Annotated in this window: 27 protein-coding genes and 1 tRNA gene; 12 read left to right on the top strand and 16 right to left on the bottom strand. The window is 67.4% G+C overall.

The features are described from left to right. Positions 1-80 precede the first annotated feature (80 nt). The 3 genes from EV656_RS06945 to EV656_RS06935 are packed head-to-tail and all read right to left on the bottom strand — an operon-like array spanning position 81 to position 2,125. Positions 81-809 (bottom strand): gamma-glutamyl-gamma-aminobutyrate hydrolase family protein, encoded by a 729-nt coding sequence (locus EV656_RS06945; RefSeq protein ID WP_132601412.1) that lies wholly within the window; start codon positions 807-809, stop codon positions 81-83. Further along, entirely contained in the window at positions 791-1,798 is a 1,008-nt protein-coding gene (locus EV656_RS06940; RefSeq protein ID WP_132601409.1) for an amidoligase family protein, read from the bottom strand. Before EV656_RS06940 ends, EV656_RS06945 begins: the two co-directional genes overlap by 19 nt. Before the next feature lie 3 nt (positions 1,799-1,801). After that, complete coding sequence (locus EV656_RS06935) at positions 1,802-2,125, bottom strand: HesB/IscA family protein (protein ID WP_132601802.1); 324 nt, start codon at positions 2,123-2,125, stop codon at positions 1,802-1,804. 89 nt (positions 2,126-2,214) lie between these two features. Here EV656_RS06935 and EV656_RS06930 point away from each other — a divergent pair, with 89 nt between their 5' ends. Next, positions 2,215-3,360: a deoxyguanosinetriphosphate triphosphohydrolase gene (locus tag EV656_RS06930; protein WP_132601406.1), complete on the top strand. Its 1,146-nt coding sequence runs from the start codon at positions 2,215-2,217 to the stop codon at positions 3,358-3,360. Here the strand turns inward: EV656_RS06930 and EV656_RS06925 are convergent. Continuing rightward, positions 3,333-4,172, bottom strand: a complete 840-nt coding sequence (locus EV656_RS06925; RefSeq protein WP_207287090.1) for a lipoprotein N-acyltransferase Lnb domain-containing protein — start codon at positions 4,170-4,172, stop codon at positions 3,333-3,335. The genes EV656_RS06930 and EV656_RS06925 overlap by 28 nt on opposite strands. Positions 4,173-4,329: 157 nt before the next feature. Here EV656_RS06925 and argS point away from each other — a divergent pair, with 157 nt between their 5' ends. The 6 genes from argS (at position 4,330) to EV656_RS06895 (ending at position 9,751) form a co-directional block, all read left to right on the top strand. Continuing rightward, entirely contained in the window at positions 4,330-6,075 is a 1,746-nt protein-coding gene (gene argS, locus EV656_RS06920; RefSeq protein WP_132601400.1) for an arginine--tRNA ligase, read from the top strand. 83 nt (positions 6,076-6,158) lie between these two features. Further along, positions 6,159-7,079: an SPOR domain-containing protein gene (locus EV656_RS06915; RefSeq protein ID WP_132601397.1), complete on the top strand. Its 921-nt coding sequence runs from the start codon at positions 6,159-6,161 to the stop codon at positions 7,077-7,079. A gap of 2 nt (positions 7,080-7,081) precedes the next feature. Then, positions 7,082-8,092, top strand: a complete 1,011-nt coding sequence (nagZ, locus tag EV656_RS06910) for a beta-N-acetylhexosaminidase (protein ID WP_207287094.1) — start codon at positions 7,082-7,084, stop codon at positions 8,090-8,092. Next, the gene (locus tag EV656_RS06905; protein ID WP_132601391.1) at positions 8,085-8,873 is read left to right on the top strand and encodes a segregation and condensation protein A; all 789 of its coding nucleotides are present in this window, start codon (positions 8,085-8,087) and stop codon (positions 8,871-8,873) included. Before nagZ ends, EV656_RS06905 begins: the two co-directional genes overlap by 8 nt. Then, positions 8,873-9,511, top strand: coding sequence for an SMC-Scp complex subunit ScpB (gene scpB, locus EV656_RS06900; protein ID WP_132601387.1), 639 nt, complete (start codon positions 8,873-8,875; stop codon positions 9,509-9,511). The genes EV656_RS06905 and scpB overlap by 1 nt, the downstream gene beginning before the upstream one ends. Before the next feature lie 24 nt (positions 9,512-9,535). Continuing rightward, the gene (locus EV656_RS06895) at positions 9,536-9,751 is read left to right on the top strand and encodes a hypothetical protein (RefSeq protein ID WP_132601384.1); all 216 of its coding nucleotides are present in this window, start codon (positions 9,536-9,538) and stop codon (positions 9,749-9,751) included. Positions 9,752-9,782: 31 nt separating this feature from the next. On the opposite strand, the gene EV656_RS06890 is transcribed toward EV656_RS06895, so the two are convergent. The 8 genes from EV656_RS06890 to EV656_RS06855 form a co-directional block, all read right to left on the bottom strand. Further along, positions 9,783-10,868 carry a 2'-deoxycytidine 5'-triphosphate deaminase gene (locus EV656_RS06890; RefSeq protein ID WP_132601381.1) on the bottom strand — a complete coding sequence of 362 codons (1,086 nt, stop codon included), beginning with the start codon at positions 10,866-10,868 and terminating at the stop codon, positions 9,783-9,785. Between the two features lie 73 nt (positions 10,869-10,941). Then, a tRNA-Pro gene (locus tag EV656_RS06885) sits at positions 10,942-11,018 on the bottom strand. A gap of 63 nt (positions 11,019-11,081) precedes the next feature. Beyond that, complete coding sequence (locus tag EV656_RS16515) at positions 11,082-12,176, bottom strand: MerR family transcriptional regulator (RefSeq protein ID WP_165918956.1); 1,095 nt, start codon at positions 12,174-12,176, stop codon at positions 11,082-11,084. A gap of 7 nt (positions 12,177-12,183) precedes the next feature. Continuing rightward, the gene (gene ihfA, locus EV656_RS06875; protein WP_132601378.1) at positions 12,184-12,486 is read right to left on the bottom strand and encodes an integration host factor subunit alpha; all 303 of its coding nucleotides are present in this window, start codon (positions 12,484-12,486) and stop codon (positions 12,184-12,186) included. Between the two features lie 97 nt (positions 12,487-12,583). Then, positions 12,584-13,561 carry a beta-ketoacyl-ACP synthase III gene (locus tag EV656_RS06870; protein WP_243695684.1) on the bottom strand — a complete coding sequence of 326 codons (978 nt, stop codon included), beginning with the start codon at positions 13,559-13,561 and terminating at the stop codon, positions 12,584-12,586. Then, positions 13,558-14,658, bottom strand: coding sequence for a phosphate acyltransferase PlsX (plsX, locus tag EV656_RS06865; RefSeq protein ID WP_132601375.1), 1,101 nt, complete (start codon positions 14,656-14,658; stop codon positions 13,558-13,560). The genes EV656_RS06870 and plsX overlap by 4 nt, the downstream gene beginning before the upstream one ends. A gap of 27 nt (positions 14,659-14,685) precedes the next feature. After that, a complete protein-coding gene (gene rpmF, locus EV656_RS06860) occupies positions 14,686-14,895 on the bottom strand; it encodes a 50S ribosomal protein L32 (protein WP_132601372.1) in 210 nt (69 codons plus the stop codon). 156 nt (positions 14,896-15,051) lie between these two features. Beyond that, on the bottom strand, positions 15,052-15,597 hold the full coding sequence (locus tag EV656_RS06855) for a YceD family protein (protein ID WP_242469066.1): 546 nt from the start codon (positions 15,595-15,597) through the stop codon (positions 15,052-15,054). 114 nt (positions 15,598-15,711) lie between these two features. Between EV656_RS06855 and EV656_RS06850 the strand changes: the two genes are divergently transcribed. Continuing rightward, on the top strand, positions 15,712-16,137 hold the full coding sequence (locus EV656_RS06850; RefSeq protein ID WP_132601371.1) for an outer membrane protein assembly factor BamE: 426 nt from the start codon (positions 15,712-15,714) through the stop codon (positions 16,135-16,137). A 181-nt stretch (positions 16,138-16,318) separates the two neighbouring features. On the opposite strand, the gene msrB is transcribed toward EV656_RS06850, so the two are convergent. After that, on the bottom strand, positions 16,319-16,726 hold the full coding sequence (msrB, locus tag EV656_RS06845; protein ID WP_132601368.1) for a peptide-methionine (R)-S-oxide reductase MsrB: 408 nt from the start codon (positions 16,724-16,726) through the stop codon (positions 16,319-16,321). Positions 16,727-16,833: 107 nt separating this feature from the next. Between msrB and EV656_RS06840 the strand changes: the two genes are divergently transcribed. Together EV656_RS06840 and EV656_RS06835 are read left to right on the top strand one after the other, a co-directional pair. After that, the gene (locus tag EV656_RS06840; protein WP_132601365.1) at positions 16,834-17,580 is read left to right on the top strand and encodes a GNAT family N-acetyltransferase; all 747 of its coding nucleotides are present in this window, start codon (positions 16,834-16,836) and stop codon (positions 17,578-17,580) included. 135 nt (positions 17,581-17,715) lie between these two features. Next, positions 17,716-18,153 carry a PACE efflux transporter gene (locus tag EV656_RS06835; protein WP_132601362.1) on the top strand — a complete coding sequence of 146 codons (438 nt, stop codon included), beginning with the start codon at positions 17,716-17,718 and terminating at the stop codon, positions 18,151-18,153. A gap of 16 nt (positions 18,154-18,169) precedes the next feature. Here EV656_RS06835 and EV656_RS06830 read toward each other — a convergent pair whose 3' ends face one another. From EV656_RS06830 to ccmI, 3 genes are read right to left on the bottom strand one after another with little or no spacing between them, the layout of a single operon-like run. Beyond that, positions 18,170-18,361, bottom strand: a complete 192-nt coding sequence (locus tag EV656_RS06830; protein ID WP_132601359.1) for a DUF1289 domain-containing protein — start codon at positions 18,359-18,361, stop codon at positions 18,170-18,172. Beyond that, the gene (gene ruvX, locus EV656_RS06825; protein WP_132601356.1) at positions 18,358-18,837 is read right to left on the bottom strand and encodes a Holliday junction resolvase RuvX; all 480 of its coding nucleotides are present in this window, start codon (positions 18,835-18,837) and stop codon (positions 18,358-18,360) included. Before ruvX ends, EV656_RS06830 begins: the two co-directional genes overlap by 4 nt. Then, complete coding sequence (gene ccmI, locus EV656_RS06820) at positions 18,834-20,075, bottom strand: c-type cytochrome biogenesis protein CcmI (RefSeq protein ID WP_132601353.1); 1,242 nt, start codon at positions 20,073-20,075, stop codon at positions 18,834-18,836. Before ccmI ends, ruvX begins: the two co-directional genes overlap by 4 nt. A 195-nt stretch (positions 20,076-20,270) precedes the next feature. Between ccmI and EV656_RS06815 the strand changes: the two genes are divergently transcribed. Together EV656_RS06815 and EV656_RS16510 are read left to right on the top strand one after the other, a co-directional pair. Next, complete coding sequence (locus tag EV656_RS06815; protein ID WP_132601350.1) at positions 20,271-21,524, top strand: sarcosine oxidase subunit beta family protein; 1,254 nt, start codon at positions 20,271-20,273, stop codon at positions 21,522-21,524. 154 nt (positions 21,525-21,678) lie between these two features. After that, complete coding sequence (locus EV656_RS16510) at positions 21,679-21,843, top strand: hypothetical protein (protein ID WP_165918955.1); 165 nt, start codon at positions 21,679-21,681, stop codon at positions 21,841-21,843. Positions 21,844-21,882: the final 39 nt, after the last annotated feature.

The following is a 21,882-nucleotide window of genomic DNA, read 5'->3' as shown; positions in this document are numbered from 1 at the left end:
TTCGTGCCATGGGGTTCAGGGACGCACCGGAAAGATACGGCAATTTTTTGCGTCGTTCGGTGACCTTGTCACATGGGATGTCACAGGCCTTGCTCATCGGCAAGCGCATCGACCGCGCGCAGTTGCACAGTGTCCGTGCGGCAGGCGCGGGCGGCGGCAACAAGGGCGGCGAAGATGGCGCGTTGGCGGCGGGCATAGAACAGGTGTTCGGGGTGCCACTGCACGCCCAGGGCGAAGGGATCGCTGGTGCGTTCGACCGCCTGGACCATGCCGCCCCGGTCATGGGCGGCAACGCGCAGATCACGGCCAAGGCGGTCCACGGCCTGGGAATGCAGGGCGTTGACGCGCATCGGGGCGGTGCCCGCAATCCCCGCCAGCCGGGTGTCGTGACAGACCTGGACCTGTTTTTTCGGCAGGACCGTCCAGTGCCGGTCAGAGGCGGTGTAGGTGCCGTAGGCGTCCTGATGCAGGCTGCCGCCAAGCGCGACATTTATCATCTGTGCGCCGCGGCAAATGCCCAGTACCGGCTTGTTGCGGGCAATGGCGGCCTCGACCAGATCGCGTTCCAGTGCGTCGCGGGCCGGGTCCAGCCGTGCCGATGTGACGATCTGCATGTCGTACAGGTCGGGCGAGATGTCGTCGCCGCCCCCGATGATCAGCCCGTCCACCGCGTCCAGATCAGCGGGTCGGCCGGTGCCCCAACGCACCCCGCGCCCGCCGGCCAGCCACAGGTTCAGCGCCACCAGCGGAAAAATGCGCCAGCCCGAGCGGGCCGAGGTGGTGACGGCGATCAGCGGTCGGTCGGGCATGTGCCTTTCCACAGTTCCAGCTCGTCCAGACGCGCCTCGACCAGGGCCAGCCAGTCGGGCCGGGTGGTGGTGAGTTGCGCGCGATAGTCCAGCCAGTCATCGGCCAGCCGGTTCAATTCCACGGTGTTGGCGGCCAACGCCTCGACCATCGCCCAGCGGTTCCACTCATAGGCGATGCGCCAGCCGATCTCATCAATCCGGCAATCGGGTAGCCGATAGTGAAAGGCAGGCCGGGCCGAGATCTGCCGCGCATCGGCGCCCAGGGCACGCACGACACGATCCTCTGCCAGGTGACGCAGGCAGGGCAGCATGTCCAGCCCGCGATTGCGCGTCGGCGTGTCGGTCAGATAGGCGGTGATGAACGTGTCCAGCGACCAGTCGCGCGCCTCTGCGGCAAGGCGGTCCACGAAGGGGCGCGGGTAAGGTTCAATGAACGGCAGAACCCGGCGCGAGGGGTCAATAGGGTCCGCCTTGCGCAACCAATCCTCCAGCAGGGCAAAGGCGCGCGCGACCGGCACGATGGCGTCTGTTCCCTCGCTGGCAATCTCGGGGTTCAGGTGCAGGCCAAAGCCCAGCAAAACCCCGTTGCGGCTGCCCGTGGCCCCGGCGCGGCGCAGGCGCCCGCGCAGATCGTCCAGCGCGGGCAGGGCGTCGGGGGGCAGCGGGGGCGTGACGATTTCCACCGGCACGACGGCGCGGCTGAGGTCCAGGCCCAGATCGGCCAGTGCGTGCCCCGCCTGATCGCGCCAGGCGGTATCCAGGCAGACCTTGACCTTGCCCCAGGCGGTCTGTTCGACCGTCAGGTCGTGGGCCGTCTTCGTTTCGACATCGCCCCCGATGGTGTCGGTCACCAGCGCGGCGGCCTCCGCCTCGGTCAGGCCGCCGAACTCGATCTCCACGCCCACGCGGCGGGGTGTGCCGGCAGCGGTGTTGGCGGGCACCGGCGGCAGGAACCGGTCCCGGGGGACAAGGGCGGTGACACCATCCATGGCTTACATCGCGAACGAGGTGCCGCAGCCGCAGGAACTGCTGGCATTGGGGTTGTCGATGGCGAACCGCGCACCGATCAGTTCCTCGGTGAAATCGATGGTCGCGTCCGACAGGAAGGGCAGCGAAACCGGGTCGATCACCACCTTCTCGCCGGCGCCTTCCAGCACCATGTCGTCCTCTGCCACATCGTCCAGCCGGATTTCGTATTGAAAGCCCGAGCAGCCGCCGCCCTCAACGGCGATGCGCAGGGCCTTGCCCTCGCGTGCCGCCCCGATCTCGGCCAGGCGGGCGAAGGCGCGGTCGGTTACCTTGGGGGGAAGTGTCAGGTCCATCGCGCGGCGTTTCCCTGTGTCAAAAGCATTGTCTTTCCAATATATGGCCCTGAACCACCCCAGAACAAGCAATGAGACCGCCCATGCTTGCGCCCCATGCCTGTGATCCCGGTCAAAGCCGCGGACGGCGTTTCCCCGAGCAGGAAAGCGCCTTTCGCTCATGTTTTCAGCGCGACCGGGACCGGATTATCCATTCCTCGGCCTTTCGGCGGCTGATGAACAAGACGCAGGTCTTCGTCGTGCACGAGGGCGACAGTTTCCGCACCCGGCTGACCCATTCCATCGAGGTGGCGCAGGTCGCGCGTACGATTTCCGGCGCGCTTGGGCTGAATGTCGAACTGACCGAGGCGGTGGCGCTTGCGCACGATCTGGGCCACACTCCGTTCGGCCATACCGGAGAGGACGCGCTGGCCGCCCTGATGGCGCCTTATGGGGGTTTTGACCACAACGCCCAGGCGATCCGCATCGTCACCCGGCTGGAACGGCATTACGCGGAATTCGACGGCCTGAACCTGACATGGGAGGCGCTGGAGGGCATCGCCAAGCATAACGGTCCCGTCACCGGCCCGCTGCCCTATGCGCTGGCCGAGTATGACGCGCTCCATGACCTGGAACTGGCGACCCATGCCAGCGCCGAGGCGCAGGTCGCGGCCCTTGCCGACGACATCGCCTATAACAATCACGACCTGCATGACGGGCTGCGCGCAGGCCTGTTCACCGAGGACGAAATCGCGACCCTGCCGATCGTCGGCGATTGTTTCGCCGAGGTGGACAGGCTTTGGCCCGGCCTGGACTGGAAACGCCGCCGGTACGAGGCGCTGCGCCGCGTCTTTGGCGTGATGGTGGGCGACGTTATCGACCGCTCGCGCGACATCCTGCAACAGGCGGCGCCGCAGGACGCGGCCGCGGTGCGCAACCTGGGTCGGCCCGTGATCCGGTTTTCCGATGCGCTGTGGTCCGATCTGCGGGACATCCGCGCCTTCCTGTTCCGGCGGATGTATCGCGCGCCCTCGGTCATGGCCGTCCGCGCCGAGGTGACCAAGATCGTAGAGGATCTGTTCCCGCTGTTTCTGGCCGATCCGTCCCTGCTGCCCGAGAAGTGGCGCGAGGACGTGAAGGCGGCGGCGGACGAAACCGCCCTGGCGCGGATCGTGGCCGATTACATCGCGGGGATGACCGACCGTTTTGCGATGCACGAACATCAACGGCTGGTGGCCGAGGTGTCCTGAGCCGCCATTGCCGCGCGCAAGCGCCGGGAAAACGCGGTGGGATCGGGTGCGGTATAGGCCGCGGGGATCAGCGGGGTGATATGGGCTGCGGTCTCTGCGGTGGTGAAATCCCGCCCCGGCGCGATATAGCCCAGCCGATGCAGGAAACTGTCGGCATAGCCCGGCAACAGCCAGGCCACGTCCAGCGGCACCGCGTCCGGTCGCGTTTTGTTGACGGTGCGCGCCAGAACGTTCGTGCAGTTCGCCGCCAGCGTGTGATACCAGCGCGGGTTTGCGGCCACATCCGCAGTATCGGCCAGCACTTCGCGCAGGATCGCCCGTGCCTCTGCCGGGGTCAGCGCAAGCGCGTACAGGTAAAGCGCATCCTCGGTAAACCAGGTCGAATTGCCGTAGGCATCACGCTCGGTCGTCCAGACCCACAGGTATTCGTGGGTCGGCAGCAACGCCGCGCGCAGGGCGCTGTAGGGTTCGCCGATCTCGCGCCGGGCCTCGACCGAGGCGACATAGGCCGCGCCATCGGCAAACTCGAAGGACAGCATGGTATGGGCGATGGCGGGGTTTTTCGAAAACGGCTCCATCACGAACCAGACACGGCGCAGTTGCGCGGGGTCCAGATCGCGGGCAATCCATGTCTGCGCGGTGGGTTGCCCGTCGGGCGCGTAGGACCAGTCGCGGATGTTGGACAGGCGGACGCGCCCGTCGGGCAGGGGCGTGACCTGCGCCACCCGGCCATAGACCGGCTGCCAGTCGCGATCATGGGACGGCGCAAGCAAAAGCCAGGGCGCGGCCAGCACCAGGGCCACCGCGACCATGCCCAACCCGAGTATTGGCCAGAGCCTGCGCAAACCTGCCTCCTGTCGCGGATGAGCGTAGCATCGCGCCGCACCGGCCCGAAAGGCGAAACCGCTGCCCACCGTTGACCCCGCCCGCGCCCGTGGTAAACCCCGCGGCAAGCCGAAAGGATGGGATATGAACCTCTTTGACGATCTGCGCTCGCTGGTGATCGACAGTCTTGCCGCCATGGCCGCCGAGGGCGCGCTGCCCGAAGGGCTGGACACCCGCAACGTCGCGGTCGAGCCGCCCCGCGACCCCGCCCATGGCGACATGGCCACCAATGCCGCGATGGTGTTGGCGAAACCGGCCGGGATGAAACCCCGCGATATCGCCACCGATCTGGCCGCGCGCCTGTCCGCCGACCCGCGCGTGGCCCTGGCCGATGTGGCTGGTCCCGGTTTCATCAACCTGCGCCTAGCGCCGAGCGTCTGGCAGGGGGTAATCGCGCGCGTGCTGTCCGATGGCACCGGCTTTGGCCGGTCCGCGATGGGGCAGGGCGAAAAGGTCAATGTCGAGTATGTGTCGGCCAACCCCACCGGGCCGCTGCATGTGGGCCATACCCGCGGCGCGGTCTTCGGCGATGCCCTGGCCAGCCTGCTGGATTACGCAGGCTACGAGGTGACCCGCGAATACTATATCAACGACGGCGGCGCGCAGGTCGATGTGCTGGCCCGCTCTGTCTATCTGCGGTATCTGGAGGCGCACGGGCAAGAGGTCGCCTTCGAAGACGGCACCTATCCCGGCGACTACCTGATCGAGGTCGGCGAGGCGCTGAAGGACAAGGTGGGCGACGCCTATGTCGACCAGCCCGAGGACGTCTGGCTGGAGGATGTCCGCGAATTCGCCACCGAACGGATGATGGACCTGATCCGCGATGACCTTGCGGCGTTGGGCGTCAGCATGGATCGCTTCTTCAGCGAGAAATCGCTGTACGGCACCGGCCGGATCGAGGCTGCCATTGATGCGCTGCGGGGCAAGGGCCTGATCTATGTCGGCGTGCTGGAACCGCCCAAGGGCAAGACCCCCGAGGATTGGGAGCCGCGCGAACAGACCCTGTTCAAATCCACCGAACATGGCGACGACGTGGACCGGCCGATCATGAAATCGGATGGGTCGTGGACCTATTTCGCCCCCGACATCGCCTATCACTTCGACAAGGTGGAACGCGGCTATGACCAGTTGATCGACGTATTCGGCGCCGATCACGGCGGTTACGTCAAGCGGATGAAGGCCGCCGTTGCCGCCCTCTCCGATGGCCGCGTGCCGCTGGACATCAAGCTGACCCAGCTGGTCAAGCTCTACAAAAACGGCGAACCCTTCAAGATGTCCAAACGGGCGGGCACCTTCGTGACCCTGCGCGACGTGGTGGACGAGGTGGGCGCGGATGTGACCCGCTTTGTTATGCTGACGCGCAAGAACGACGCACCGCTGGATTTCGATTTCGACAAGGTGCTGGAGCAGTCCAAGGATAACCCGGTCTTTTACGTGCAGTATGCCCATGCGCGGGTCTGTTCCGTCCTGCGCAAGGCGCGCGAGGCGGGGATCGCGGTCGATGATGCAACGCTGGCGGGCGCCGATCTGGGTGACACGACGCATGAGGCCGAACTGGCGGTTGCGAAAAAGCTGGCCGAGTGGCCCCGGCTGGTCGAAATCGCGGCGCGCAGCCACGAACCGCATCGCATTGCCTTCTACCTCTACGATCTGGCGTCCGAGTTCCACGCATTGTGGAACCGGGGCAACGACACGCCCGCCCTGCGCTTTCTGCAAGAGGGCGACGCGGCCGCCAGCACCGCCAAAATCGCCCTTGCCCGCGCCGTTGCCGTTGTTATTTCTGCCGGTCTTGGTATCCTAGGGGTCGAACCGGTAGAGGAAATGCGCTGATCTGAACAAAGCGCAGCCCGCCGGTGTCGTAGCAGGCAAGAGACATCCGGGTCGCCAAGGCGGCGCCGGAGGGCGAGGCATAGATGGCAGATATCGACTTCGACGCGGTCGTGGACGACGACGCGGAGGGCGTACCGCCCATTCTGGGCGTTCTCGCAATGTGGGCCGGGGGCGTGATGTCGCTGGCGTTGGTCGCCGGGCTGGCGACCTGGGGCTATCGGATCACGGTGCGCGACATGACCGGCGTTCCGGTCGTGCAGGCGCTGGCCGGGCCGATGCGTGTGGCGCCGGACGATCCGGGCGGTCAACTGGCCGCGCACCAGGGGCTGGCGGTCAATCACGTTGCCGCCGCGGGTGGCGTCGCGCCGCCCCCTGACGAGTTGCAGCTTGCCCCCCGTTCGGTCGGGCTGGTCGCCGAGGACCGCACCCGTGGGGCGCTTGTGCCGCCGGTGCGACCGGCCGCCCTTGCCGAGGATTTGCCGGGCATCGCGGCGCCCACGCCGCTGGCCTTTGACGCGGGGGGCGAAATCCCCTCCACCAAGGTACCGGCCGGGGCCGAGATCACGGCGCCTGAAACGGCAACGGTTTCCGTGGCGATGCGCGAGTTGCCAGAGGGTGCGCTTGCCCGCTCGCCCCGTCCGATCGCGCGCCCGGAAACCGACCTGGTCGCCCGCGCGGCAATTGCCGCGGCGTCGGCGGCTGTCGGACCTGCGCCCATCACGGACCTGGTCCCCGAGGATATCGTCCCGGGCACCGTTCTGGTGCAGCTTGGCGCCTTTGATACGCAGGCGGATGCCCGGCAGGTCTGGGGGCGGTTGACCGGATCGGACCGCTATGGCGATTTCTTCGATGAAAAACTGCGCGTCGTGCAAGAGGCCGAAAGCGGCGGGCGGTTGTTCTACCGCCTGCGCGCGGCGGGCTTTGGCGACCTGGCAGAGGCGCGCCGTTTTTGCGCGGCGCTGATGGCTGAGGGCGCGGACTGCATCCCGGTGGTCGCACGGTGAGCCTGGGCGCCGGCGCCTTTATCCTGGGCTGTGCCGGCCCATCCCTGGCCGAAGCGGAGCGCGCGTTTTTCGCCGAGGCGAACCCGCTGGGGTTCATCCTCTTTGCCCGGAATGTCGAAACCCCCGACCAACTGCGCCGGTTGACCGGCGCGCTGCGCGACGCGGTGGGCCGCGACGCGCCCGTCCTGATCGACCAAGAGGGGGGGCGCGTCCAGCGCATGGGGCCGCCCCATTGGCGGCAATGGATGCCCGCACTGGATCAGATCGCGGCGGTGGGGCCGGGGCAGGCAGCACGCGCGATGTATCTGCGGTCCCGCCTGATCGCGGCGGACCTGGCTGCGGTCGGTATCGACACGAATTGCGCCCCCCTGGGCGATCTGGCCCGGTCGGAAACCCACCCGATCCTGAAAAACCGCTGCTACGGGCACGATCCAGCCACCGTGATCAATGTGGCGCGTGCCACCGCGCAGGGGTTGCTGGACGGGGGCGTTCTGCCCGTGCTGAAACACATCCCCGGCCATGGGCGGGCGACGGTGGACAGCCATCTGGACCTGCCCCGCGTCACCGCCGACCGCGCCACGCTGGAGGCTGCGGATTTCGCCCCTTTCCGCGCGCTGGCCGACCTGCCCTTGGGCATGACGGCCCATATCGTTTTCGATGCCATTGACCCGGACCTGCCCGTCACCACATCGCCCGAGGGGATCGCGCTGATCCGGCGGGATCTGGGGTTTGACGGGGTGCTGATGTCGGACGACATTTCCATGCAGGCCTTGCACGGTTCGATCGGCGCGCGCTCTGCCGCGGCGCTGGCGGCAGGGTGCGATGTGGTCTTGCATTGCAACGGCGATCTGACGGAAATGGAAGAGGTCGTCACTGCAAGCGGCGTGCTGGGCGCGGAGAGTGCCGCCCGCGCCGCGCGGGCGCTGGCTCGGCGCCAGCCGCCCGATGCCGCCGATATTGCCGCGCTGGCGGCCGAGCTGGAGGCGATGCCGCAAGGGGCAGGGCATGGATGAGGATGCCGCGTTCGATCAGGCCGACGATCCCGTCGCCGCGCGCCGCGCCGCCGAGGCGCTGATCGTCGACGTGGACGGCTATGAAGGGCCGCTGGACATGCTGCTGTCACTGGCGCGGGGGCAAAAGGTGGACCTGCGCCGGATTTCCGTTCTGCACCTGGCGGAACAATACCTGGCCTTTATCGCCAGCGCCAAGGCGTTACGGATCGAACTGGCCGCCGATTACCTGGTCATGGCGGCGTGGCTGGCCTTTTTGAAATCGCGCCTGCTGCTGCCGCCCGACCCGTCAGAGGCCGGCCCCTCGGGCGAGGATCTGGCCGCGCATCTTGCCTTTCAGTTGGAGCGGCTGGAGGCGATGCGCGGGGCCGCCGCCCGGCTGATGGCGCGCGATCAGAAGGGCCGCGATTTTTTCGTGCGTGGCCTGACAGAGGACGTCACCCGCATTCGCCGGGTCAGCTATACCGCGACGCTGCTGGACCTGATGCAGGCCTATGCCCGCATCCGCACCAAGGATGAGTTTCGCCCCTACGCGCTGGACCGCGAAAGCGTCTACACGATGGAAGAGGCGCTGGAACGGATGCGCGGGATGATCGGGTATGCGGGCGATTGGGTGGACCTGTCCTCTTGGTTGCCCGAGGGCTGGCAACTGGACCCCGCGCGCCGCCGGGCCGCGACAGCGGCGCATTTCGCGGCTTCGCTGGAACTGGTGAAACAGGGCGCGCTGGAAATCCGGCAGGGCGATACCTTTGCGCCCATCCATATTCGCAAGAGGGTGCCGTGATGGCGCAGGACACGGAACCGGAGGAAAGCCTTTTCGAGGCCCCGCCCATGGCCGAGCAAGAGCGCATGGTCGAGGCGATCCTTTTTGCCAGCGCCGACCCGGTCCGCGTGGCGGAACTGAACGCGCGCATGCCCCATGGCTGCGACGCGGCCGCTGCGCTGGCCCACCTGGCCCGCCGCTACGAGGGGCGCGGCGTGAACCTGGTGCGCGTGGGCGAGGCCTGGTCGTTCCGCACGGCGCCCGACCTCGGTTTCCTGATGCAGAAGGAAACCGTCGAAATCCGCAAGCTGTCGCGCGCCGCGATCGAAACGCTTGCGATCATCGCCTATCATCAGCCGGTCACCCGTGCCGAGATCGAGGAAATCCGCGGCGTTTCGCTAAGCCGGGGCACGATCGATCAGTTGCTGGAACTGGAATGGATCCGTTTCGGGCGGCGGCGGATGACACCGGGCCGTCCGGTGACCTATGTTGTAACCGAAGGGTTCCTTGACCATTTCGGGCTGGAAAGCGCCCGCGACCTGCCGGGGCTGAAGGAATTGCGCGCCGCGGGGCTGCTGGACAGCCGCCCGATGCCCGGCGCGGAAGAGGACGAAACAGACGCGTCCACACAGGGCGACATGTTCGAGGACGAAAGCTGAGCGGGGGCGACAGGAGAGCGAGCGATGAACGCGAACCAACTGATCAACATGGCCGTCCGCATCGTCATGCGGAAGGTGCTGCACAAGGGGATCGATGCCGGGATCGACATGGCCAGCCGGCGCGGTCAGGGACACGATGCCGGGGCAGAGCCCGACCCGCAATCCCAGGCCCAGACCCGCGAAACCCGCAAGCGCCTGCAGCAATCCATGCGCATCGCACGGCGCATGGGGCGGTTCTGATCCGGCAGTAGGGCCGTCCGCGTTCGGGGCGTCAGGTGGTCCTGAAATGCTTGGACAGCTTCAGCCCTTGCCCCTGATAGTTCGATGCGATGCCAGCGCCATAGAGCGTGCCTGGCCGCGCGGCCATGCGTTCATAGACCAGCCGCCCCACGACCTGTCCGTGTTCCAGCACGAAGGGCGCCTCGTGGCAACGCACCTCCAGCACGCCGCGCGACCCGGTGCCGCCAGCCGCGTCATGCCCGAAGCCGGGATCGAAAAAGCCCGCGTAATGCACCCGGAATTCGCCGACCATGGCCAGGTAGGGGGCCATCTCGGCGGCGTAATCGGGCGGGATGTGCACCGATTCGCGGCTGACCAGGATGTAGAAAGCGCCGGGATCCAGGATGATCCGTCCCGCGTCGGTTCGCAGCTCTTCCCAGAACTCGGCCGGGTCATAGGCGCCGATACGGTCCAGATCGATCACGCCCGCATGGGGTTTTGCGCGATAGCCGACCAGATCGCCCGACTGCGGCCGCAGATCGACGGAAAAGCCCAGCCCATCCGAAATCACCGCAGGCCCCCCCGCCACCAGCCGGTGGGTCGCGTGCAACTGTGTTAGCTGTGCATCGTTCAGCATCGCCTGCCCGCGGCGGAACCGGATCTGGTTCAGGCGCTGGCCGGGCCGGACCAGCACGGAAAAGGACCGCGGGCAGATCTCAGCGTAAAGCGGCCCGTCATAGCCTGCGCGGATACGATCGAATTCTTCGCCGCCGTCGGTGATCGCGCGGGTCAGCAGGTCCAGCCGCCCGGTCGAGCTTTTGGCATTGGCCACGGCCTGGATGTCGTCGGGCAGGGCCAGCCGTTCCATCAGCGGCACCACATAGACGCATCCCTTTTCCAGCACGGCGCCGCCCGACAGGTCGATCCGGTGCATCTCGAAATCGGCCAGGCGATCAGCCACGCTGCGCCCGCCCCCCGCCAGGAACGAGGCGCGCACCCGATAGGCCACGTCGCCCAGCCGCAGATCCAGCGAGGCGGGCTGGACCTGACCCGGGGCCAAGGGGGCGCTGACGCGGATCGCGCCGGTATCGACAAGCTGGGAAATCTGTTCCGCGGGCAGAACGCCGGTTCCGGTCATCGCGAACCTCGTGCGCAGCAGGCTGAAACGACCACCGCCCGCAACCCCGTGCGGGTGCGGGCGGTGGTTGTGATGGTCGGGCTAGCAGGACTTGAACCTGCGACCTTCCGTCCCCCAGACGGACGCGCTACCAGACTGCGCCATAGCCCGATGTGGGGGGTGTCATACCATGTCTGGCAGCGGGGGCAAGACGCAAATCCCATTCCCAAAGCGTCAATTTCCGCGGTTTTCATCCATCCGCGCGGCAAGGGCGTTCAAGCGCTCCAGCGCGGCGGAAACGCGGGCCGGATCGGCCTGGATTGCCTGGCGCAAACGCGGCTCGTGCAGGCGCACGCGCAGGGGCGGGGCGTCGGGGGCATAGGCCGGATCGTCGTCCGCCGGATCATCGACAGGCAGGTCCGCGCCCAGGGGGCGCCGCTGCGCCGCTGCGCCTGTCGCGGCATCGCCCGTGTCGGCCGCCGGGGCGTCGTCCTGCGGGGCGGTGGTGGTTTCGGCAGTTTCGGGGGCCGCCTGATCCTGCGGGATTTCCGCCGGTGCGTCCGTGGGGGGGGGCGCGGCGGCGTCCTTGGACGGATCTTCGTTTGGCACCGGCGCGGTGGCCGCTTCGGCGGGCGGGGCAGCTTGCGCTGATTCTAGGATTGGGCGAGTCGCACGATCCTCGCCCGTTGTGTCGGTCCCTTCGGTCGTGGGTGGTTCTGCCCCATCCTGCGACGTTGCGGGCGCGGCATCTTTGGGTGCGGCGGGGGGCGTGTCCGTTTCCCCCTGGTCGGAACTCTCCGCCTTGGCTGCCGCGTCGAAGAGGCCCGGCAATTCAGGCGCACCCGGCGTCGCGGCGATGGGCGGGGCGGTAAAGGATACGACGTTGTCCTCTGCCTTTTCCGGTTCCGCGTTTTCCAACATCGGCGCCTCTTCGGCGTCGGGTTCGGCAGGTTCGGCCACCGGCTTGGCCGGTGCTTTGCGTGACTTGGCGCGGCGGGTGGCGGGCAGCGGGGGCATGGGGATGTCTTCGCTGCCCTCGGGGCGTTGCTCGCCCGGCAGCGGCGGCGACAGATCGGCCACCAGGCGCACACCCTCTTCGCGCAGGATCTTCTGAACCCCGCGGATCGTCATGCCCTCTTCGTGCAACAACCGCTTGATTCCACCCAGCAATTGCATATCGGCGGGGCGGTAATAACGCCGCCCGCCGGCCCGTTTCACGGGTTTGACCTGGGTGAACCGGCTTTCCCAGAAGCGCAGGACGTGCGGCGGGGTGTCCAGCCAGTCGGACACCTCGCTGATCGTGCGGAACGCGTCAGGGGATTTTTCCATCCGGGCGTCAGGACTTGTTGCCGGCGGCGACCCGCTCTTTCATCAGGTGAGAGGGCCGGAAGGTCAGCACACGGCGCGGGAGAATCGGAACCTCCTCGCCGGTCTTGGGGTTGCGCCCGACCCGTGCTGCCTTTTCCCGGACAGAGAATGTCCCGAAAGAGGAAATCTTGACCGTTTCGCCGTCCACCAGCGCATCGGACATGTGCTGCAGAACGCTTTCCACCAGATCGGCGGACTCGTTGCGCGACAGGCCGACGGCGCGGAAAACCGCCTCGGTCAGGTCCATCCGTGTCAGGGTCTTGCCCGCCATACCAACGCCCTTTCCGTGAAAATCGCTTCCCAAGGGTAGGGAAAAACCGATTTCGGAGTCAATAACAACGCCTTGTAACCCGACGTTGCAGCCCGGTCTACCAGCGCAGAACGACCGCGCCCCAGGCCAGCCCGCCGCCGATGGCCTCGGTCACCAGCAGGTCGCCGGGTTTGATCTGGCCACGCGCCTTGCCCACTGACAGCGCCAGCGGGATAGAGGCCGCCGAGGTGTTGCCATGGTCCTGCACGGTGACGACGACGCGCTCCATCGGCAGGTCCAGCCGCTGCGCGGTGGCCTTGATGATGCGCAGGTTCGCCTGGTGGGGCACCAGCCAGTCCACATCCGCCCCCGACAGGCCGGCCCGATCCAGCGCCGTATGCGCGGTGTCCGACAGCTTTTCGACGGCGTGGCGGAACACCTCGCGGCCCTGCATGCGCACATGGCCCGTATCGCCGGTGGCCACGCCGCCATCGACATACAGGATGTCACGGTGGCGCCCGTCCGAATGCAGATCGACCGACAGGATACCGCGATCGTCTGGGGTGCCCTCGGCCTCTGCGGCCTCCAGCAGCAGCGCGCCCGCGCCGTCGCCGAACAGGACGCAGGTGCCGCGATCTTCCCAGTCCAGGATGCGGCTGAAGGTTTCGGCGCCGATGACCAGCACCCGTTTCGCCATGCCCGAAAGGATCAGCGCGTTGGCGTTGGACAGCGCGTAGACAAAGCCCGCACAGACCGCCTGAATGTCAAAGGCAAAGCCGGCGGTCATGCCCAGCCCCGCCTGAACCGTCGTCGCGGTCGAGGGGAAGGTCAGGTCCGGCGTGGTGGTGGCCAGGATGATCGCGTCCAGATCCGCAGCGTCCAGCCCCGCATCCGCCAGCGCGGCGCGGGCGGCGGCCAGCGCCAGGTCAGAGGTCTTTTCCCCCTCGCTGGCGAAATGGCGCCGTTCGATCCCGGACCGGGTGCGGATCCATTCGTCAGAGGTGTCCAGCGTCTTTTCGAATTCGGCATTCTCGACGACGCGCTCGGGCAGGCAATGCCCGACCCCCTTGACGATGGCCCGTATCTGCTTGGTCACTGCGCGCTCCTGGCGATGGCTGTCTTGGGGTCGTCCTCGGTGCAGGCAGCCGTGGCCACCCGTTGCGCCAGCCGTTCCGAGAAACCGGACTGGGCCAGTTCGAAGGCCAGCTTGACCGCCGCCGAAACGCCGGTTGCGTCGGACGAGCCGTGCGATTTCACGACCGTCCCGTTCAGGCCCAGGAACACGCCGCCATTCACCCGACGCGGATCGATGCGTTTTTTCAGGCGGCGCAGCGATGTGTAGGCCAGCAGGGCGGCGACCCGCGACAGCGGCGTGGCCTTGAACGCCTCGCGCATGAAATCGCCGATCAGGCGTGCGGTGCCTTCGCCGGTTTTCAGCGCGACGTTGCCGGTGAACCCGTCGGTAACGATCACGTCGACCTTGTCGGACGGGATATCGCCGCCCTCGACAAACCCGACGAAGTCGTAATTCGCTTGCGCGGCGCAGGTCTCGATCATGTCATGGGCGGCCTTCAACTCGGCCCGGCCCTTGTTTTCCTCGGTGCCGACATTCAGCAGGCCGACGCGAGGCCGTTCCAGCCCCAAGCCGTTGCGGGCGTAAGAGGTCCCCATCAGCGCGTATTGCAGCAGGTCGTGTTCGTCGGCGCGCACGTCGGCGCCCACGTCCAGCATCACGTTGAACCCCTGCGGGCTGCGCGAGGGCCACAGACAGGCGATGGCAGGGCGGTTGACGCCGGGCAGCTTGCGCAGCCGGACGATGGACAGCAGCATCAGCGCGCCGGTATTGCCGCAGGACACGCAGACGGGGGCCTCACCCTTGCGCACGCTGTCGATGGCCGACCACATAGAGGTGCCCTGGCCATGCCGCATGACGTGGCTGGGCTTGGCCTCCATCGTGACGACTTCGTCGGCGTGGCGGATCTCGACCCGCCCCTCCAGAGCCCGGCGTTTGCCCACCAGCTTTTCCAGGACGGCGGCGTTGCCGTGCAGGATAAAGCGGATATCCGGGTTCTTGGCGGCAGACCGGGCCAGGCCCGACACTACGGCGGACGGTCCCCGGTCCCCACCCATCGCGTCGACCGAGATCACCGTCCGCGGTGCGGCGCGCAATTGCTCACGTTGCTCTTCGGTCATTTGCGACGCTCAGCCGTGCCGGCCGGCTCAGGCGGCGTCGTCTTCGTCCAGGTCGATCTCGTCGGCCAGGGCAACGACCTCGCGGTCGTCGTAATGCCCGCAGGCCGAACAGACGTGGTGCGGGCGCTTCAGTTCGCCGCAGTTGGCGCACTCGGCCGGGTTGCCCGGAACCAGAGCATCGTGCGAACGGCGGTTGTTGCGGCGCGAGCGCGTAACTTTATTCCGAGGGACAGCCATGTCTCAACCTCGATCCTTCGGGGCGGTTTGCCCGGTGGTATTTCTCTTGGGGAAGCGCGGCTCGTGGCGCCCTCGGCGCGGCGTCCTACCCATCATGCAAGCGAGGCCGGGAACATACTGCGATTCTGGCTGTGCGCAAGTGTTTTTCTGGACGCGTCAGCCGTCCAGCTTTTTCTTCAGCGCGGCCAGCCCGGCAAATGGGCGCGTGGCCTCTTCGGTCAGGGGGGCGGCCCCCGGCGGGGCGACGACGGTTTCGCCCAGTTCTGCGCCTTCGGCGCGGGGATAGAGCGGCAGCGCCAGCGCCAGCGCCTCTTCCAGGACGCGGGTCAGGTTCAGGGTCTCGGGCAGCGGCTCTTGGGTGTCGTCCTCGGGCATCTCGATTTCTTCACTCTCGGGCAGCGGGGGCATTTCCGCGCGGTAGTGCCGGATGACATCGGTGTCGATCCGCGTGGTCACCGGCGCCAGCGTCACCACGCAGGGCTGTACCACGGTTGCGCCCAGCCGGGCCTCCAGCCGCCAGTCGCGCCGATCCTCGGGCACCAGCCGTCCCTCGAACCGCAGCTTGCGCAGGCCGATCAGGCCCAGCCGGTCGGCCATGGCGGCGCGTGCCTCGGCGTCGGGGCGCAGCAGGATGTCCACCGGCAAGCGTCCGCCCAAGCGGCGCATTTGGATCGTGCTGTTTGTATCCGGGCGGTCGGGCATGACATGTTCCATTCTTGAACAGGCGGTCGTCCTTCTGTAAGCGTCGATAGGCAGGGAACGGCCCCGTGACAAGAGGGTGGAAGGGTGACGATGCAGGCAAGATGGGCAAGATGGATGGCCGTGGCGCTGCTTTCGGGTGCATTGGCCGCGTGCAGTCCGATCATCCGCAACTATGGCTATGTTCCCCTCGACCGCGACCTGGAACAGATCGTGGTCGGCGTCGACACCCGCGCCACGGTGGGCGAGGTGATCGGTTCCCCCCAGGCCAGCGGCGTGATCCGTGGCGACGCGTGGTACTATGTCGCCAGCACCCAAAAGACGGTGGGATACCGCGCGCCCGAGGTGGTCGACCGGCAAGTTGTCGCGATTTCCTTCGCCCCGGACGGGACCGTCCGCAACATCGAGCGTTTCGGACTGGAAGAGGGTCGCGTCGTCACCCTGAACCGCCGCGTTACGGATGACAACGTCAAGGGTGTCTCCTTCATCCGTCAGTTGATGGGGAACCTGGGCAACTTCCGCGCCGACGACGTGATCGACTGACAGGCGGCCGATGGCCTGCCCCCGGGGCTGGGGCTGGAAAAGAACACCTTCCGTTCCGGTTGCGTCTGTTGCGTTCACCGGGCCGCGCACCCCGCCCCGGCGGGATGCGGGCCAGGCGGATCTTTGCGCGGTATTCTGCGCCCCCCTGTGCAGCCCGCGTATCGTGACTTTTCCGTAGCCGTCAGGATTGCGTTTCCCCCTCGGGGGCGAAATCCAGCGCCACGCCGTTGATGCAATACCGTAACCCCGTGGGGGCCGGCCCGTCGGGAAAGACATGGCCCAGATGCGCGTCACAGGCGGCGCAATGCACCTCTGTCCGTTTCATGAACAGGCTGCGGTCGACCTGTTCGCCCACGGCGTCGCCGTCGATCGGCCGGGTAAAGCTGGGCCACCCTGTGCCGCTGTCGAACTTGTCCCCCTGCTCAAAGAGCGGCGCCCCGCAGCAGATGCAGCGGAACACACCCGGCGCCTTGGGGAAATCGTCATGGGTAAAGGCGCGCTCGGTGCCGTGCTTGCGGGTCACCTTGTAGGCCAGGTCGGAAAGCTGGGCGCGCCACTCGGCATCGGTCCTGGAAATCTTCTGAGGCATTCGGTCACTTTCCTCCTGTCAAATTGCTGTCACATCTTGCGTGCTATCGCCACGCAATCATAGTTAGGCGCGCGGACAACGCCCGCCAGTCCCGTGGAGCCGTCACGATGCTGTCACTTCGCAAGGGTCGTTACACGGCCCGCCTGGCCAATGGTCCTGCCGATGTCGAGGCCGCGCAGCGCCTGCGCTACCAGACGTTCCGCGCCACGCCCCAGATCCCCGACGGCGTGGACGCCGACGATTTCGATGCCGCCTGCCGGCATGTGCTGGTCGAAGAGGCGCGCACGGGCGAGCTGGTCTGCTGTTTCCGCCTGCTGCCCCTGCATTGCGGCGCCGAGATCGGTCAAAGCTATTCGGCCCAGTATTACGAGCTGTCGGCCCTGGCCGAATTCGACGGCCCGATGGTCGAGATGGGCCGCTTTTGCATCCATCCCGACTGGCGCGATCCCGACATCCTGCGCGTGGCCTGGGGCGCGATGACCCGTTTCGTGGACGAGGAAGGGGTCGAAATGCTGTTCGGCTGTTCCTCCTTCAAGGGGACCGAGGCCGAGGCCTATATGGACGCCTTTGCCCTGCTCAAGGAACGCCACCTTGGCCCCAAGCGCTGGCTGCCGCGGGTCAAGGCGCCGAACGTGTTTCGCTTTGCCCAGAACCTGCGGCTGCGCAAGCCGGACGCCAAGCGCGCGATGCTGGGGATGCCGCCGCTCCTGCGGTCCTACCTGGTGATGGGGGGCTGGGTCAGCGACCACGCGGTGGTGGATCGCGACCTGAACACGCTGCATGTGTTCACCGGGCTGGAAATCCGCGCGATCCCGCCCTCGCGCAAGCGGCTGCTGCGCGCCGCGGCGGGGTAGGGGACAGCGCGCCCCCGCACCGGGCCAGACAGGCCCTTGCCGACCTGCCTGGCGCATGCCATGTCCCGTGGGCGTCGGCCCACGGCCCGGCGCGCCGTGTAGGCCGGGATGCCCGGCACCAGACCCGAGGTTGCGATGCGCACGCCACTTGACCGGATTCGTCATGCCCTCAGCTTTGAGGTTCTGGCGCTGTTGATCGTCGTGCCCCTGGGGGCGGCGTTGTTCGACATGCCCATGCAGGATATCGGGGTGGTCAGCGCGGCCAGCGCCGTGATCGCCGTGCTGTGGAACATGGTCTACAACCACGCCTTCGATCTGGGGCTGCGGCGGCTGACCGGCACCACACTGAAGCGGCCGCTGGCGCGGATTGTTCACGCGGTGCTGTTCGAGCTGGGTCTGCTGGTCGTCCTGATGCCGCTGTTCGCGTGGTATCTGGGCGTGACGCTGTGGCAGGCCTTGGTGATGGATGTGTCGCTGGCGGCCTTTTACATGACCTATGCGCTGGCGTTCAACTGGGCCTATGACAGGCTGTTCCCGCTGCCGGAATGGTCCACACCGCCGACGCCGCGCTAGACCACGCCAGCGGCCCTTATGCGGTGCGGGCGCGTCGCGGCTGTCGGCCCGGCAGTTCCGCCATGACGCGGCGCCTTTCGTCGGGGCTCATCCGCAGCCAGCCGCCGATTTCGTCGATAGAGCGCGCACAACCGATGCACAGCCGCGTTTCGGGATCGACCCGGCAGACCTGGGTGCAGGGGGTTTCGATGGGGGTGGCTTTGGTCATCCGTCGCGCTCCATATGGGACAGCCGGTCCAGGAAGCCCTGCAAGATATATCCGGCGGCCACATGGTCAATGACCTCGGCTCGGCGGCGGCGCGATGTGTCGGCCTCCAGCAGGGCGCGTTCGGCGGCGACGGTGGACAGCCGTTCATCCCAGAACCCGATCGGCAGATCGGTCAGGCGCGACAGGTTGCGGGCAAAGGCGCGGGTGGACTGGCAGCGCGGTCCCTCGGTTCCGTCCATGTTGCGCGGCAGGCCCAGCAGCAGGCCGCCCGCATCGCGGCCGGTGGCGATTTCCAGAACGCGCGCGGCGTCCAGCCCGAACTTGCGCCTGCGGATGGTTTCCAGGGGCGTGGCCACCGACCACAGCCCGTCGGACACCGCCACGCCGATGGTCTTGTCACCCAGGTCCAGGCCCAGCAGCGCGCGGCCACGGGGCAGGGCGGCGGCCAGCGCCTCGGGGGTGTCGTGAACGCTCACTGCGCGACACCGGCATCCACGGCCGCCCCGCGCACCAGTTCCAGCGCGTCCGGGTGCTGGGCAAAGACCTGCTGCGCCTCTGTCCAGATTGCCCCGGCCTGCTGGGTGTCGCCCAGGATGCCCAGGGCGCGGATCAGCTGGGCCCATTCCTGCGGGGTGCCGCCCTGGGTCGCCAGCCGCTCGGACAGATTGGCGACCATGCCCTGGATCATCTGCTGACGCTGTTCCGGGGTCATGTCGGCGGCGGCTTCCATGTCCTCGGCACTGGGGCCGCGCAGGGGGGCGTTGGCCTGGGGCAGGGGCGGCAGCTGGTAGTTCTGCACCCCCGCCTGCCAGGCCAGTTCTTCCATCCGGCTGCGCACGGGCGTCAGCCAGGGATCGCCGCGTTCGGACACGGTCAGCAGCTTGCGCCAGACGTTGAACGCGATGTCGGGGCGTCCGGTTTGCAGGTGCATCAGGCCCCAGTAATACAGCCCGATGCCATTGTCGGGATCGCGGCCCAGGGCCTGGCGCAGGGCCTCTTCGGCCTCGGGCGAGACATAGCCACCGGCGGCGATCACCATCATGTCGGCCAGCGTGCCGTAATCCTCGGCGGTCGCCCGGCCCTGTTTCAGCTCGATCGCGCGGGCCTGCGCCTTGTGCGCGGCGTCGAAATTGCCCAGGGCGGCCTCGTTGCGGGCCAGCAGCAGAAAGCCGCGCAGGTCGTTCTGCCGTTCGGCCACGACCTCGCGCAATTGCTCGACCAGCTTCAGATGGTCCGGCTCGGGCGCCTCCAGCGCGGGCAGCGGGCCGGCATTGGCCTCGGCCTGGGCTTGCGAGGGGCGGTTTTCGCGTGCCTCCTCGGCGGCGGTCACGCGTTCCTGCAGCGGCAGGTCGGGATAGCCCGGCGCGCCGATCTGGCTGTAGATGAACCAGCCCCCGCCCAGCAGCGCGGCCATGACCAGGCCGCCGGCGGCGGCGCTGATCCCCTGCGGCGCCTGTCCGGCCGCCTTTTGCGCGGCAAGCTTGCGGTCGGCCTCCAGCACGCGGCGGGAAACCTCGGTGCGGATGCGGGCGGCCTCGTCCTCGGTGATGATGCCGCGGGCCAGGTCGCGGTCCACCTCTTCCAGCTGTTCGCGGTAGACCTGCAGGTCATAGGCCGCGGCGGGCCCGTCGCCGCGCCGCCCGCGCAGCATTGTGACCAGCATGAACGCCGCGACGATCGCGGCAAGGGCAATGGCGAGAGCCGTGAACAGCATGGGGCCTTATCCTTTGTCGTCTTCGCCCCCGGTCTAGACTGCCGGGCGGCGCCCCGAAAGGGGGAAAGGCCATGCCCCCCTTGCACCCGGCCCCATGTCGCGTTCTTGTGATGCGATGCCGCTGGCGGGTCGGGCCTAGTCGGCGCAACGTTGCTAGAAGGGCGGTACACGCCCGCCGCAAGAGGGAGTCGCCCGTTGGCCACCAGACGTTATTCCGCCTTCGCCGTCGCCCGCGAGGCCACCCGTTACCACAGCGGATGGGAGCGGGCCTGGGCCTCGCCCGCGCCGAAGGCGAAATACGATGTGATTGTCGTGGGGGCAGGCGGCCACGGGCTGGCCACCGCCTATTACCTGGGCCGCAACCACGGCATCCGCAACGTCGCGGTGGTGGAAAAGGGCTGGCTGGGCGGCGGCAACACGGGCCGCAACACCACGATCATCCGCTCCAACTACCTGCAGGATGCCTCGGCCGCGATCTACGAAAAGGCGCGGTCGCTGTATGAAAACCTGAGCCAAGATCTGAACATGAACGTCATGTTCAGCCCGCGCGGCGTGCTGATGCTGGCCCAGACCGAACACGAGGTGCGCGGCTGGAAGCGGACCGCGCATGCCAACGTGTTGCAGGGCATCCCGACCGAGTTCATCGGGCCGAAGCGCGTCAAGGAGATCGTCCCGATCATGAATATCGACGGGCCGCGCTATCCGGTTCTGGGGGCGCTTTGGCAGGCCCGCGGCGGCACCGCGCGGCACGATGCGGTGGCCTGGGGCTATGCGCGGGCCTGTTCGGCGATGGGCATGGACATCATTCAGAATTGCGAGGTGACCGGCGTGCGCCAGTCCGGCGGGCAGGTCACCGGCATCGAGACCACGAAAGGCGCCATCGGTTGCGGAAAACTCGCCATCGTGGTGGCGGGGCATTCCGGGCGGCTGGCCGATATGGCCGGTTTCCGGCTGCCGGTTGAATCGGTGGCGTTGCAGGCGCTGGTGTCGGAACCGATCAAGCCCTGCATGGATGTCGTCGTGATGGCCAACACCGTGCACGGCTACATGAGCCAGTCCGACAAGGGCGAGATGGTGATCGGCGGCGGCGCGGACAGTTTCAACAACTTTACCCAGCGGGGCAGTTTCCACCATGTCGAGGAAACCGTGCGTGCCCTGTGCGAAACCTTCCCGATCATCACCCGGCTGAAGATGCTGCGCCAGTGGGGCGGTATCGTGGACATGACCGGCGACCGCTCGCCCATCCTGTCGAAAACGCCCCTGGGAAACTGTTTCATCAACTGCGGTTGGGGCACCGGCGGGTTCAAGGCGATTCCCGGATCCGGCTGGGCCATGGCGGAACTGGTCGCCAAGGGCGAACCTGGGCCGCTGAGTGCCGAATTCGGACTGGACCGTTTCCGCGAGGGGCGGTTCATTGACGAAAGCGTCGCCGCGGGGGTGGCGCATTGATGGGCGTGGCGCTGCGCCTGTGGCGCTTGCCTGTCCATGGTGCGGCCAACGATCTGGGCCGCACTGTCGCAGATGGGCCTTTCGGGCGTTTGGTCGCCTTGACCGGGCGCCGTGTTTCAATAAGTTGCCCCAAACGCAACAGTGAGAGGCGCCCATGTCTGACGATCAATATGCCGTGCTCGTGCCCCCGTCCGCTGCCAAGTGGATCGGCCTTGTCGGCGGCCTGCTTGTGCCGCTTTTCCTTGCCGTGGTCGCGAACCAGATCTACACGCCGCGCGGCGAGGCCTCCGTGCAGGTTTATCCCCTGCCCGAGGAATAAGGGGGGCACCATCGCCGCCCCCCGTCTGATGCAATTCCA

This window comes from Rhodovulum adriaticum, from assembly GCF_004345735.1.
In the GTDB taxonomy this organism is placed as follows: domain Bacteria; phylum Pseudomonadota; class Alphaproteobacteria; order Rhodobacterales; family Rhodobacteraceae; genus Rhodovulum; species Rhodovulum adriaticum.
The sequence above is the reverse complement of the archived record's forward strand: the minus strand, read 5'-3'. Positions and strand labels throughout refer to the sequence as shown.

Bases quoted from the DNA above. Each gene is read 5' to 3' on its own strand.
- plsX (WP_132601375.1), bottom strand. From the start codon at position 14,658: ATGACCGAAGAGCAACGTGAGCAATTGCGCGCCGCACCGCGGACGGTG.
- rpmF (WP_132601372.1), bottom strand. From the start codon at position 14,895: ATGGCTGTCCCTCGGAATAAAGTTACGCGCTCGCGCCGCAACAACCGC.
- EV656_RS06895 (WP_132601384.1), top strand. From the start codon at position 9,536: ATGAACGCGAACCAACTGATCAACATGGCCGTCCGCATCGTCATGCGG.
- argS (WP_132601400.1), top strand. From the start codon at position 4,330: ATGAACCTCTTTGACGATCTGCGCTCGCTGGTGATCGACAGTCTTGCC.
- msrB (WP_132601368.1), bottom strand. From the start codon at position 16,726: ATGCCTCAGAAGATTTCCAGGACCGATGCCGAGTGGCGCGCCCAGCTT.
- EV656_RS06905 (WP_132601391.1), top strand. From the start codon at position 8,085: ATGGATGAGGATGCCGCGTTCGATCAGGCCGACGATCCCGTCGCCGCG.
- EV656_RS06830 (WP_132601359.1), bottom strand. From the start codon at position 18,361: ATGACCAAAGCCACCCCCATCGAAACCCCCTGCACCCAGGTCTGCCGG.
- EV656_RS06840 (WP_132601365.1), top strand. From the start codon at position 16,834: ATGCTGTCACTTCGCAAGGGTCGTTACACGGCCCGCCTGGCCAATGGT.
- EV656_RS06890 (WP_132601381.1), bottom strand. From the start codon at position 10,868: ATGACCGGAACCGGCGTTCTGCCCGCGGAACAGATTTCCCAGCTTGTC.
- EV656_RS16515 (WP_165918956.1), bottom strand. From the start codon at position 12,176: ATGGAAAAATCCCCTGACGCGTTCCGCACGATCAGCGAGGTGTCCGAC.
- EV656_RS06915 (WP_132601397.1), top strand. From the start codon at position 6,159: ATGGCAGATATCGACTTCGACGCGGTCGTGGACGACGACGCGGAGGGC.
- EV656_RS16510 (WP_165918955.1), top strand. From the start codon at position 21,679: ATGTCTGACGATCAATATGCCGTGCTCGTGCCCCCGTCCGCTGCCAAG.
- EV656_RS06930 (WP_132601406.1), top strand. From the start codon at position 2,215: ATGCTTGCGCCCCATGCCTGTGATCCCGGTCAAAGCCGCGGACGGCGT.
- scpB (WP_132601387.1), top strand. From the start codon at position 8,873: ATGGCGCAGGACACGGAACCGGAGGAAAGCCTTTTCGAGGCCCCGCCC.
- EV656_RS06850 (WP_132601371.1), top strand. From the start codon at position 15,712: ATGGCCGTGGCGCTGCTTTCGGGTGCATTGGCCGCGTGCAGTCCGATC.
- EV656_RS06925 (WP_207287090.1), bottom strand. From the start codon at position 4,172: ATGGTCGCGGTGGCCCTGGTGCTGGCCGCGCCCTGGCTTTTGCTTGCG.
- EV656_RS06940 (WP_132601409.1), bottom strand. From the start codon at position 1,798: ATGGATGGTGTCACCGCCCTTGTCCCCCGGGACCGGTTCCTGCCGCCG.
- ihfA (WP_132601378.1), bottom strand. From the start codon at position 12,486: ATGGCGGGCAAGACCCTGACACGGATGGACCTGACCGAGGCGGTTTTC.
- ccmI (WP_132601353.1), bottom strand. From the start codon at position 20,075: ATGCTGTTCACGGCTCTCGCCATTGCCCTTGCCGCGATCGTCGCGGCG.
- EV656_RS06835 (WP_132601362.1), top strand. From the start codon at position 17,716: ATGCGCACGCCACTTGACCGGATTCGTCATGCCCTCAGCTTTGAGGTT.
- EV656_RS06945 (WP_132601412.1), bottom strand. From the start codon at position 809: ATGCCCGACCGACCGCTGATCGCCGTCACCACCTCGGCCCGCTCGGGC.
- EV656_RS06855 (WP_242469066.1), bottom strand. From the start codon at position 15,597: ATGCCCGACCGCCCGGATACAAACAGCACGATCCAAATGCGCCGCTTG.